9 protein-coding genes are annotated in these 13027 nt (G+C 34.8%); 3 read left to right on the plus strand and 6 right to left on the minus strand.

Translation table 11 applies throughout. The features are described 5' to 3' along the window. Positions 1–49 precede the first annotated feature (49 nt). Complete coding sequence (locus TX86_RS14810; RefSeq protein WP_042349583.1) at positions 50–1231, plus strand: iron-containing alcohol dehydrogenase; 1182 nt, start codon at positions 50–52, stop codon at positions 1229–1231. 59 nt (positions 1232–1290) lie between these two features. Here TX86_RS14810 and TX86_RS14815 read toward each other — a convergent pair whose 3' ends face one another. Together TX86_RS14815 and TX86_RS14820 are read right to left on the minus strand one after the other, a co-directional pair. Continuing rightward, positions 1291–2313, minus strand: a complete 1023-nt coding sequence (locus TX86_RS14815; RefSeq protein WP_042349586.1) for a LacI family DNA-binding transcriptional regulator — start codon at positions 2311–2313, stop codon at positions 1291–1293. A 329-nt stretch (positions 2314–2642) separates the two neighbouring features. After that, the gene (locus TX86_RS14820) at positions 2643–4121 is read right to left on the minus strand and encodes an alpha-amylase family glycosyl hydrolase (protein ID WP_042349588.1); all 1479 of its coding nucleotides are present in this window, start codon (positions 4119–4121) and stop codon (positions 2643–2645) included. A 293-nt stretch (positions 4122–4414) separates the two neighbouring features. On the opposite strand from TX86_RS14820, the gene TX86_RS14825 reads away from it, so the two are divergent. Continuing rightward, the gene (locus tag TX86_RS14825; protein WP_042349589.1) at positions 4415–5788 is read left to right on the plus strand and encodes an MATE family efflux transporter; all 1374 of its coding nucleotides are present in this window, start codon (positions 4415–4417) and stop codon (positions 5786–5788) included. A gap of 71 nt (positions 5789–5859) precedes the next feature. Here TX86_RS14825 and asnB read toward each other — a convergent pair whose 3' ends face one another. Then, the gene (gene asnB, locus TX86_RS14830; RefSeq protein WP_042349590.1) at positions 5860–7707 is read right to left on the minus strand and encodes an asparagine synthase (glutamine-hydrolyzing); all 1848 of its coding nucleotides are present in this window, start codon (positions 7705–7707) and stop codon (positions 5860–5862) included. Positions 7708–7997: 290 nt separating this feature from the next. Here asnB and TX86_RS14835 point away from each other — a divergent pair, with 290 nt between their 5' ends. Further along, a complete protein-coding gene (locus tag TX86_RS14835; protein WP_042349592.1) occupies positions 7998–8564 on the plus strand; it encodes a DUF2777 domain-containing protein in 567 nt (188 codons plus the stop codon). 52 nt (positions 8565–8616) lie between these two features. Here the strand turns inward: TX86_RS14835 and TX86_RS14840 are convergent, their stop codons facing one another. From TX86_RS14840 to TX86_RS14850, 3 genes are all read right to left on the minus strand, one after another. Then, the gene (locus TX86_RS14840; protein ID WP_042349593.1) at positions 8617–11520 is read right to left on the minus strand and encodes an EAL domain-containing protein; all 2904 of its coding nucleotides are present in this window, start codon (positions 11518–11520) and stop codon (positions 8617–8619) included. Between the two features lie 143 nt (positions 11521–11663). Further along, positions 11664–12020 carry a YisL family protein gene (locus tag TX86_RS14845; RefSeq protein ID WP_042349595.1) on the minus strand — a complete coding sequence of 119 codons (357 nt, stop codon included), beginning with the start codon at positions 12018–12020 and terminating at the stop codon, positions 11664–11666. A gap of 97 nt (positions 12021–12117) precedes the next feature. Further along, entirely contained in the window at positions 12118–13026 is a 909-nt protein-coding gene (locus TX86_RS14850) for a fumarylacetoacetate hydrolase family protein (protein WP_042349596.1), read from the minus strand. Position 13027: the final 1 nt, after the last annotated feature.

Below are 13027 nucleotides of genomic sequence, written 5' to 3' on the forward strand. Positions count from 1 at the left end.
CAACTTGATTATTAGCATATAACTACTACAGAAAAAGGAGCAATAAATCATGGAATTTCAATTTGGTATCCCTAGCAAAGTAAAATTTGGTAATGGTGTTGTAACACAAATCGCTGAAGTCTTACAAGAACTCTCTGTTAAAAAGGTTTTGTGTATCTATGATCAAGGTGTGAAGCAAGCAGGTATTATAGACAAAGTTTTGCAATTCTTAAAAGACGGAAACATTGAAGTCGTTGAATTCTCTAACGTTCTTCCAAACCCACCTGACACTATTTTAGAAGAAGGTGCAAATTTAGCAAAAGAAAATAATGTAGATGCTCTTGTCGCAGTAGGCGGAGGCAGCTCTATCGATGCAGCTAAAGCGATTAATATCCTCATTACAAATCCAGGGCCAATTAATCAATATGACGGTATTAATACAGTAAAAATTGCTACAAAACCATTAATTGCTATTCCAACAACGGCTGGAACTGGTAGTGAGGTTACATCCGTTACTGTTATTACAGATACAGTACGTAAAAAGAAAATGGTTATCGGTGGTAATAACTGCGGTGCAACAGTAGCATTAGTTGATCCAGAACTAACTGTTGGTCTACCTCCAGCTATTACTGCTGCAACTGGAATGGATGCACTTACTCATGCCATCGAATCATATGTTTCAAAATTCGCATCCATCCCAACTGAAATTAATTCTTTGAAAGCAATTGAACTGATTTCTAGCAATCTTGAAGAAGCTGTTAAAAACGGAAGTAATATCGAAGCTCGTACAAATATGCTTCTTGGAAGTATGCTAGCTGCCTTTGCTTTTGAATCAGCGCTACTAGGAGTCGTTCATGCCATTGCTCACCCGCTAAGCGTATACTGTGGTCTTCCTCACGGTGTTGCAAATGCATGTGGATTACCATACGTTATGGCTTTCAATGCGAAAGATCCAAATGTTCAACGAAGAAATAAAGACATCGCTAGAGCTATGGGGATAAATGTTGAAGGATTATCTGACGCTGAAGCATCTGCTAAAGCAGTAGAAGCCGTTAAACAGCTATCAGAAAAAGTTGAAATACCAACTTTAAGTGAAGTAGGTGTAAGTCGCGACCAATTCGATACTTTAGCTATAGCTACTTTAAACGAAGAAGTTAGTATTATGGCTAACCCAATTGAAGTGACGAAAGAAGATATTCTTGATATTCTTGAAGCAGCCTACGTTGGCTCTGAAATTAGTCAAAACGCTTAAACTAGTAATTGCTAAGGCGTCTCAAAAGTGATTGAAACTCCCTTTTGAGACGCCTAGTCTTATTTCAATTGTTTACACGATTGTCTTTCAACTAACTCGTATGGTAAAAGGATTCGTTTCATAGGTTCTTTAGAATTATTAAGCTGCTGAATTAAGCATATAGAAGCTTGATATCCTAAATCGAAAATACCAACATCTACGGACGTTAATGGTGGTGTAGAATATTGCGAAAATAACACATTATTAAAACTAATAATGCTCATATCATCTGGAACAGAAACACCCAGTCCTTTTAACACTGTCAGTACTTTTAAGGCTAACAAATCATCCGTTACAATCATAGCTGTTGGTGGATATTTAAGAGCTAATAATCCAGCCATTGCTTTGCTACTATCTGTTCTAACAATAGTATCCTCTAAGAACAAATGGGTATCTAATGGTAAACCAGCCGCTTGAAGAGCTTCTTCGTACCCTTTTCTTCTTTCTACGGTAACAATATACTCTCCGTGTCCACCCACAAAGGAGATTCGTTTATGACCTAAACGGATTAAATACTGTGTAGCTTCTTTGGCTGCCTTACTATTATTATTATCTACATATGTGATTTCTTCTGAGAAATCATATGGTCTTCCTATTGAGACAAAAGGAAAATTACGTTCTTTCAAATATTGTAAAATACGATCATTTACTCTTGAATATAAGAGAATGATTCCATCTACACGTCCTCCTTGAACCATATCAACAACATCATCATATATTTCCACATTTGTCTTTCCAGCACATATTTGCAATGCATATTGATGTTCATGTACGCCTTCACTTATTCCTTGTAGCGCCATAGAAAAGAACGGATTTTGAAAATATGCACTATTCGTGCTTGGTAATACTATCCCAATAATATGCGTGGATTTATTGGCTAAACAACGCGCAATAAAGTTAGGGTGATATCCTAATTCTTTCATCGCTTCTCGCACACGCTTTTTTGTTTTTTCACTAATTTTCGAGTTATTCGCAATAACTCTTGATACTGTTGAAGGTGCAACATTTGCTAATTTTGCAACATCTTTAATAGTAACTGTCATATGCCTTCCCCTTCTCTCGCAGATCGATTGTAAATCTTTCATTTGATAGTGTACAATAAACTGGAAAGTTTGTTAAAAATTTCACATATACATATACAAGAAAGATTATCCTCCTATCTCTATTATAAAATGTATGCAAGCAATTGCCTAATATTATGTCAGAAAAATATAAAAATATTATCATTTTTTTGCATTCGTACCGAGAACATAACTATTCAAACAAATAAAGCTTCTGAATAAGTTTAGTAGTTAGATTGGATTATATATATATTGATATAAAAGGATGTTCAAAAATGAGTAAAAATCGCTTTTCAAACACCCTCCTATCATTACTTTTTAGAACGCTTTGAGCGCTTCATAGCTAATATAATAAAGACAGCAAATACAATCCATATACCTGCAATCGCAGCAATATAACCAATATTCACCCCTGTTTTCTCAGCCAATGCATAGATTTCTGAAGCTTCTCGTTTAATAACCAGCTTATATTCTCCGTTATCTTCACGCACAAGATCCCCAGCTAACAATCCCCTTAATTCTTTATTTTCCGCTAAATCTTTCTTCGTAAGTGTGACATATTGTGTCTTAGATGTATTATTAATTGCTACCACAATTACTTCATTTTTGTAGGAACGCTTATAAACAACCATTCCATTTTTATTATAAAGGGTTTTATAATCTCCTCTTGTTAATGCAGGAAGTGTTTGTCGTAGATTCCCAATACTTGTGATAAAATCTATTAATATTTTATCTGCTTTAAAGCCCATGAGTCCTAAATTATCTGGATTTTCCTCCCCCGCTAAGGCAATTTCAGATCCATAGAATATGAATGGAATGCCAGGAGTTGTATAGGCGTATGTAAGCGCTAATTTCCAACGTGAACCTGGATTATGATTATTAGCCACGATATCGTTTGTAAAGCGAACCGTTTCACTATTATCAAGTTCTATTCCTACTAGATTAGGATTAGTGAAAATTTTCTGACTCTCATCAGCAGTCTTCAATGCATCTTCAAAACTACTATTTACCTTTCCTAAAGACTGCCTTGCTGGTTTCATAAATTCCATATTCATAACGCCATCAAATCCTACCTCTTGATATGAGGCACTTTCCTCTAAATCTGTTGACTGAACTTCCCCAATTAGGAAGAAATCTTTATTAACATTTTTTAATTCCTTGGCAAACGCTGTCCAAAATGCTTTTGGAGCATTTTGCACTTGTTTAATTTTATAACCATCAATATTCGTTTCTTTTTCCCACCATTTCGCTGCTTCTGTTAAATAACTTTGAACTTCTGGATTATTTAAGTTTAACTTCGGTGCATCCGTAAACCAATTTTTTTTGCTCTCTTCTTTTATCCAAGGATGGTTAGGTCCAACCTCATTTACCACAAATTCAACCACTACTTTCAATTTACGCTTATGAGCTTCTTTAACTAGTTTCTTTAATTCTTTTATACTTCCAAAATGCTCCTCTGTTTTATAGAAATCTTGCACACTATTTCCATCATAACCTTTATCTTCATTATCAAAAATAGGAGATAAAGAAATCGTAGTGAAACCCATATCTGTTATGTAATTTAGCTTATCTGTAATTCCTTGAAAATCCCCACCATTGTATGCATGTAAATCCTGCACATTGACCTTATAATCATTTTTCGAATTTCCATTATTAAAACGATCTATCATAATATCATATACCGTTTCATCTTGCCAAAGCCTTTCTTCCTTATCCAATGCACTTACAGGTAGTGCACTCATTAAAAGAAAGGGAATAAGTAATAAACATAGTAACCTTTTCCTCACCATCTACTCCCCCTATTCATAATCTCTACCTCCTAAGATTATCTCTTTTTTCCATTTGTAGTCAATCAGCAGGGTGAATAAGCAGACATTTTACGCATATTTTTTACAAATTTAGTCACATTTTGCAAATTGTTTTTCTTTAACATTTCCGAAATCACTTATTAGTTACTGGTAGAAGAATACGTATTGCATTTCCAACCCTTTCGTTTTAATATGAGTAGATGTGTATTTGTGAGTACAATCACAAATAATCTGAAATAAAACAACTAGAATATATACATCTAAGGAGACTAATTATGTCAGTAAAGAATAAGCAGCAGCTAACATTATTTGCACTGACCTGGCCTTTATTCATTGAATTTTTCTTGCATATGTTAATGGGTAATGCTGATACATTAATGCTTAGCTTATACTCCGATAATTCCGTTGCAGCAGTTGGAGTATCCAATCAAATACTGTCACTAGTAATCGTTATGTTCGGATTCATTGCTACTGGTACGGCAATTTTAGTAGCACAAAATCTAGGAGCGAAAAACACGCTAGCGGCCGCTGAAATATCTGTTATTTCTATCGTAACGAATCTTGCTTTCGGCTTAATATTAAGTGTAGCTGTCTTTTTCTCAAGTCGTAGTTTATTACACTTAATGGACCTACCAAATGAGCTAATGGGGGAAGCGGATTCTTATTTAAGTCTTGTTGGTGGCTTCTCATTCGTCCAAGCTTTAATTATGACTGCCGGTGCAATTCTAAGAAGCTATGGATTTACGAAAGATGCCATGTTCGTAACGATAGGTATGAACTTACTTAACATTATTGGTAACTATCTCTTCATTTTCGGACCGTTTGGCATTCCTGTACTTGGTGTAGAGGGAGTAGCCATTTCAACAACTGTTAGTAGAATAATCGGTTTGGTTATTATTATGGTTCTACTAATCAAACGTGTTCCACAAAAGCTTGAATTCTTCAAAGTACTTAAAATGCCTTATATTCATTTAAAGAATCTATTAGCAATCGGGATACCTTCAGCTGGTGAACAACTATCATATAACGGTTCACAAATGGTGATTACGTATTTCATTACGATGCTTGGGACAGAAGCATTAACTACAAGAGTGTATGCTTCTAACCTTATGATGTTTATTTACTTATTTGCCATCGCTATTGCTCAAGGTACTCAAATATTAATTGGTCATGATATGGGCGCAAGAAGGTTTGACGATGCCTATAAACGTTGTTTAAGAAGTTTACGACTAGGTATACTCGCTTCTCTACTATGTGCCTTAGTATTTGCCACATTTAGCAAACCTTTACTATCTATTTTCACCAATAATAGTGAGATTTTAATTGCTGGTAGTATGCTACTATGGTTAACTGTTATTTTAGAGCCTGGACGAGCATTCAATATCGTTATTATTAACTCTCTTAAAGCAACTGGAGATGTTAAATATCCTGTTATCATCGGTATCCTATCGATGTGGGGAGTTAGTGTTACATTATCCTATTTCCTAGGTATTCATTTAGGTTGGGGACTAATTGGGATTTGGATTGCCTTCGCTGTGGATGAATGGTTACGAGGTATTCTGATGCTAAGACGTTGGCAATCAAAAGCATGGATGAAGAAAAGCTTCGTCTTTACTACTTCTGAGGAATCGACTAAACAATCCGCTTAAAAAGGGATTACTAACATAAGGGGGTGTTCGAAAAGTAATTTCACATTACTTTTCGAACACCCCTTTTACTATTATGATTCAACTATATTTACGCCGTAATCCTCAAACCACATATCTAATTGAGCTAGATGAGCTAATAATTGTGGACCGGACATCAATTGACCATACCACGGAATTTGAAAAGATACTCCCTTTGAAGCAATTAATTGCTGTAGTTGATCTTTTTTTAAGAATTCATGTAGAATACTTTGGCTACGACTTGTTAATGTTGTTAATAATTCCGTTACTTTCTCTGTATAAATAGGATGATGTGTTTTCGGATATGGGCTTTTTTTACGGTATAAGACTTCATTTGGTAATAATCCTTCCATTGCCTTTCTTAAAATACCTTTTTCTTGATTGCCAACCATCTTCATTTCCCAAGGGATATTCCACACATACTCCACGAGACGATGATCCGCAAATGGTACACGGACTTCTAAACTTGCTGCCATACTCATTCGATCTTTCCGCTCTAATAAATTCGTCATAAACCAAAGCATATTACTGTAGAATAATTGGCGTCTTCTTGTTTCAATCGCACATTCACCTTCTAAAATTGGCGTTTCCTGCATCGTTTCCTGATATCTACTTTGCACATACTCTTCAACATTTAATTTTCGACTCCAATAATCCTTCAAAAACAATGCTCGTTCTTTCGTTGATCGAATCCAAGGAAAACCATTCTCACTGCTTTCTGTCGTGTGAAACCACGGATATCCCCCAAAAATCTCATCTGCACATTCACCTGATAAACTAACTACAAAATTCTGCTTAACTTCCTTACAAAACCATAACAACGAAGAATCAATATCCGCCATCCCTGGTAAATCTTTCGCATGAACAGATTCTCGTAATCCATTCACTAGTTCTTCTTGTGAAATGACATGGCGATGATGAATCGTTTCATATGCTTGTGAGACCATTTGAATCCAAGGAGCATCATCACTAGGTTGAAAAGCATTTCCTTTATAATGCTTCTCATTATCTTCATAATCAATCGAATACGTATGCAGCTTGCCTTTATTGTTTCTTGCAAATGAATCTGCTGCTATAGCTGTAATAACACTGGAATCAATGCCACCTGATAAAAAGGTTGCTAGCGGCACATCAGACACTAATTGCCTTTCAACCGCATCTTTCACTAAAAAACGAACCTTCTCCGTAGTTTCATCTAACGACTCCATATGTGTTTCACTTTTCACATTCCAATATCGCCAAATCTTCATCCCTCTTCTGGACAAAGTCATAGCGTGAGCTGGCCGTAGTTCTTTCATCCCTTTAAATACACCTACTCCAGGTGTATGAGATGGTCCTAATCCAAAAAGTTCAGCAAGACCTTCTCGATCAACTTCAGCTTTTACATCAGGATGTGCAAGTAGTGCCTTTAATTCTGAAGCAAATAAGAGCCCTTTTTTTTCTTCACGATAAAATAAAGGCTTTACTCCTAAACGGTCCCTTGCCATGAATAATGCTTCTCTACCATGGTCCCAAATAGCAAAAGCAAAGATCCCATTTAAATATTCAACCACTTTTTCTCTCCATTCTATATAAGAAGTTAGGAGAACTTCAGTGTCAGAATGACCTGTAAACGAATATCCTTTTACTAACAGGTCTTTTCGTAATTCTTCTGTATTATAGAGCTCGCCATTGTAGCATAAAGTAAATGTTCCTTGATTACACGTTATGGTCATCGGTTGTTTTCCTCCAACAGGATCAACCACTGTTAACCGTTTATGTCCAAAGCAAGCATGCATACTATTCCATATATCACTTTCATCTGGTCCTCTTCGTGCTAAAGTATTTGCCATAGCCGTTACCGTTTCAGTTTCTTTCGCCATATTACGTGAGTAATCTACCCAACCAGTGATTCCACACATAATCATCACCCTTTCTCTAATTACGTTCGATTAACACTGGTTCATTTACAGCTTTATTATGCAAAGTAAGATAACCAATGAAAATTATCATGTTTTACGTCTAATAGCCTATGCAAAAGGAAAAGATGTGTTAATGTCTCACAAAAAAAAGTTTGCATAATCCAATTGTCAAGTTCGTGCGACTCCTATGATTTAAGGGCCGCTAAAGGATTCAATCAAAATACATTACGCATGTGGATAAATATATCAAAAAGTAGGTGAGATATTTTTCTTCACTCGGAGGTTACGACATGAATAAGCAACAGAGAATAGAATTGTTAAACCGACAATCCAGAGCATTCACTAGCGGTATTGTTGAAAATATTAATGATCAGTGGGTTTTCTTTAATGATGAAAACGACGAAGCATTTCCACTAGAAGAATATATAGATCGAGAAATTGAAATTCATCGGGGCAATCGATGGAAGAAAGGTTTCTTATCCGACGTGGGCGTCGTTACATTAAATCGAGAAACACTGTATTTACTTAACCAAGAAAAAGTGAGAATAAAAAAAGATTTACTATACTCTTTCGATAGCCTACTAGAAGAACTCAATGATGATTCATTCTTTCAATTTATTATGACTTTAAATTCTCTTTCTTTTTCAATCCACGATTGTATATATGGGTATAATCAACTTACATTTTTAAATGATAAAAAAAACTGTAGTGGTGTTAATTTTTTTACATTTGATAATGATCAATGTATATGCGCTGTTCAACATCACTTTGTATATTCCACAAAAGAACATGACCGCTTTGAATTTACTTTAAATACAGGAAAAAGAATTGTAATCGAAAAATTCTGTCCGAAATAAGAAAAAGCTGTGTGATACGAAAAAATCGTACTTCACACAGCTTTTTTTTAGCTTAATTAATAAAAATTCGTTCTTTTGCTTGCTTTTCAAAGTCTTCAGGGATTAACGGCCTATTAATATAGTATCCCTGTACAAAATGGCACTTCATAATCTTCAATAGTGACATTTGTGCTTCCGTTTCGACGCCTTCAGCCACAATCTTTAGAGAAAGTCCATGCCCCATCGTAATAATCGCTTTCACTATAGCATTATCACAATTGTCTTCCTGTAAATTATTAATAAAAGAGCGATCGATTTTCAAATAATCGATTGGAAAATTTTTTAAATAACTCAATGAAGAATATCCTGTTCCAAAATCATCTATGGATATTTTCACACCTAAATTTTGGATTTCATTCATGATGGCAATACTATGATTCATATTTTGCACCATGACACTCTCTGTCAGCTCTAAACGTAAGTATTTCGGCTCTAAATTTGCTGCTACAAGTGCATCTTTTACTTGTTGCACAAATTGAGGTTGTTGAAATTGATGAGCTGATACATTCACGGAAATAACTAAATTACCTAATCCTTTATCTTGCCATTCTTTATTTTGCTTACACGCCGTTTGCAATACCCATAAACCGATTTCTTTAATGAGGCCTGTTTCTTCAGCAAGAGGTATAAACTCATTTGGTGGGACAATGCCATTCGTCGGATGCATCCAACGAATAAGTGCTTCACTTCCATACAGTTTTTCACTTTGCAAATCCAATAATGGCTGATAGCATAAGAAGAACTCTTGATTCCTAATGGCTCTTCGTAAGCTACTCTCTAATTCTGTACGTTGTTTCGCTTCCTCAATCATTTTCATATTGAAAAAAAGCACATTATTACCACCCATTGCTTTCACACGATTCATGGCAATATCAGCATGCTTCATTAAACGACTAGCATCCATTCCATCCGATGGATACATACTAATTCCAATACTAGAAGTAACATAAAACTCTTGATTATTATGTACAATAGGCCTGCCAATGCTATCTTCTACTTCTTGAACTACTCTTCTTACTTCTTTTATACTAACATTCTTAGTAAGAATCAGTGTGAACTTATCCCCAGCTAAATGACCGATATATGTACCAGGTGGTGTTACACTCTTAATTCGCTCTGCAATTTCTTTAATAACCAAATCTCCGGAATAATGCCCGATACTATCATTAATATGCTTAAATCGGTCAATATCAATGATAACAACAGATAGTTCCCTTTTTTTCTTATTCGAACGCTCAATATGTTCTACTAATAAATCAGTGAATTTCACTCGATTAGGAAGACCTGTATGACCATTATAATAGGCTAGCTTCAGCAATTGCTCTTCAATCCGCATTTGTTCACTTATGTTTCTACCTACTGCATGAATACCCACAATTTGTCCGTGAACAATAATAGGAATATTCTTCACTTGAAAATGTTCTAGCTTGCCATTTTTCAAACGTAAGGGTAATTCATAATATTGCATTTTTCCTTTCATTGCTTTATTGAAGAAGATTTTAACTTGCGCTCTCTCTTCAATATCAACAAATTTACTGATAGAATAACCAATGACATCTTGTAATGGATACTGAAAGATTTTCGTAAAACTCTCATTTACGTGTGTTATATTGCCATCTAAATCTGTTGAGTAGACAAAATCAGTATTGTTTTCAAATAATGATTTGAAATATTGTTCAGATACCACTAACTCTTCATTCAATGCTTTTATTTCTTTCGTTGTCGCTTGCATTAAATGTTCTAGTACCATAAGTGATTTTAACTCATTTGTAATCGTAAACGACCGTAGAACATCCTCTCTATCCTCCACATGAAAGGACTCTGCTAAAGTCACTATTGAAGCTACATTTCCCGAAGATGCTACCTCATCATCATACAGAGTACTAAGATGACCATTCGATATGAAACCACTATGACATCCAATTGTTTGAAGCATTTCTAATTCTTGCTTTGTAAAATTTCTAAGCAACCGTTTTCGCGAAAAATCATGAAAAATAAAAATAGACTCCACAGGCTGCTTCGCCATTCGTTTAATCATTCGTTCCGATCGAGAAATTGTTTTTTGTACATCTACATACGAAAGAGTCAACAAATCTCCGTCTTTAATAGGATGACTCATTTCTATCGCGCCATTTCGGAAAATTCGATTAACAAATACGATCCTCTTCTCATACTCGTTTTCAAGAATAAACGGAAATTCCGAGCCGGTATTAGGTAAATCTTTAATAAAATAATCCCCTAAATACTTCTTCAATAATTGATTAGGTTTCTTTCCATTTATGCCGTAAATGATATTATCCTTCGCTTTTGAAATAGTTAGACTGTTACCAACTAAAGACCACTTATGATCTTGGTATGCTGTAACAATTAAATCCTTATTACTAAGCGCTATAGCTACAACTCCATCCTCTACTATTTCATCAGTAGTGAAAACGATTGGTTGATTATGATTCGCCACTCCTCCAGCAATCACTATATCTTTTCGTTCATCTATAATACCTTGTATTAAGTTTGGTACTTTTATATTTACTCCTGCTGTAAAAAGAAATAATAACTTAGAATCAGTTCTTCCTACCCGATTAACAATTGCTTTTCCCATTTCTTTCGAATTAGAGAAATCTTTACCTTGTAAAATAACACTGTTCACTTCTGTTCTTTCAAAAACTGTGAAAGATAAAAGTATTTCATCTTCACACATTGAGCCATCAGCTACGGCTCCGTTTGTTGTACAGCCAGCAATGACAGCTTGTGGAAGATGTTCTCTCACAATCGTTGTTATAGATGTAATTAAATCTACACTGATCTCCCCTGAAAAAATATGAACTAATACATTGGAATATAGGTTAAACCCTTCTTCCTCTAAGAATCGTTGTAATTTCTGTTCATCTACGTATATATAATTAGACGATTTAGCCAAAAAAAACATCACCACGCTCACAAAATATTACATTTTTATATTCTCAAAATATCATAAAAAAAGCGTGAATAGTGAAAAAAAGAGAAAAAACTACTAAAATACTTAGTAGTTTTTTCTCAAAAGTTTATAATTTTGTAACGAAATCAAGCTAAGAAATGGAAACCTTGTGGTAATCGGAAACCTAAAGCAATAATTGCTACTAACGCAACTACTAGTATAATTCCGAATCCCATTGCTCCCTTACCTTTGCTCATTCGAACTAATAACATTTCCATTAATCCGATAACAACAATACCAAGAATTATTTTACCTACATATTCAGGTGTAATATTAATTCCAATTAAAAGCATTCCACCAGTTGCAATAATTAGTAAGTAAACCACTCTTAGAATCATATGTGTTGTTTTATAACCTTGTTGGTTGCCTTTTTTCAATAATGATGTAGCCACAATAAGCAATACTAAAGCTGCTACCCATGTTGTAATATGCATATGAGTCATGAGAAATCCTCCTCTACAAATATTCGTCTTTATCATATCATAGCGGTTAACTGATACATATTAATTAGCTTATCACTATCGAGATATTGTAAAATATTTAGTCTATTTTGTTACAAAGTGTTCCGATGTTCTCAATTGTAATCTCTATTACATCGCCAGCTCTTAAAAATTTAGGTGGTTTAAAGCCTTTACCAACTCCTGCTGGTGTTCCTGTTGCTATAATATCTCCCGGTTCCAATGTCATACCACTTGAAATGACTTCAATAATTTTAGGTATCGAAAAAATAAACTGATTCGTATTACCATTTTGTCTCAATTCACCATTAACTGTTGTTTGAACATTTAGTTGAAGAGGATGCTCAATTTGAGATTTATGAACAATAAATGGTCCCATTGGACAAGTTCCATCCAAACTCTTTCCTAAGAAAAATTGCTTATGACGAGATTGAATATCTCTTGCTGTTACATCATTTAAAATCGTATAACCAAAAATATAATCATTTGCTTCTGCTTCTTTTATTCCTACACCTTTTTTTCCAATAATGACAGCTAATTCACCTTCATAATCCATCTGTTCTGTAAGCGCACTATGTATTGGTATAATGTTTTCATGACCGATTACAGTAGTAGGTGTTTTCGTAAACATCATAACATGTTCTGGTATATCTGCTGCACTTCCCATTTCAATTGCATGGTCGGCATAGTTTTTTCCTACACAAAAAATATTTTTTGTTGGTCTTGGAATAGGCGCTAACCACTTCACATCACTTGGATTAATAAATAAATTACTAGACGCAGGTTGATCCTTTGCCCATGTAGCAATCTCAGCAATAGAGCTTAAAGCCTCTTCTCCACTCCCAATTAATGCTAACATGGTTGTTGGAACCATATGTTGTTGACCGTACAACGATTTAGCTGCTTCAGCGATTTGTAATAATTGCCCCGTTGATGCATCTTCTAAAACAACTACTTGTTCATTATTCCATTCTACAGTTGCAAATTTCATA

The organism is Bacillus massiliigorillae (assembly GCF_000380245.2).
GTDB classification, from domain to species: domain Bacteria; phylum Bacillota; class Bacilli; order Bacillales; family DSM-1321; genus Bacillus_AD; species Bacillus_AD massiliigorillae.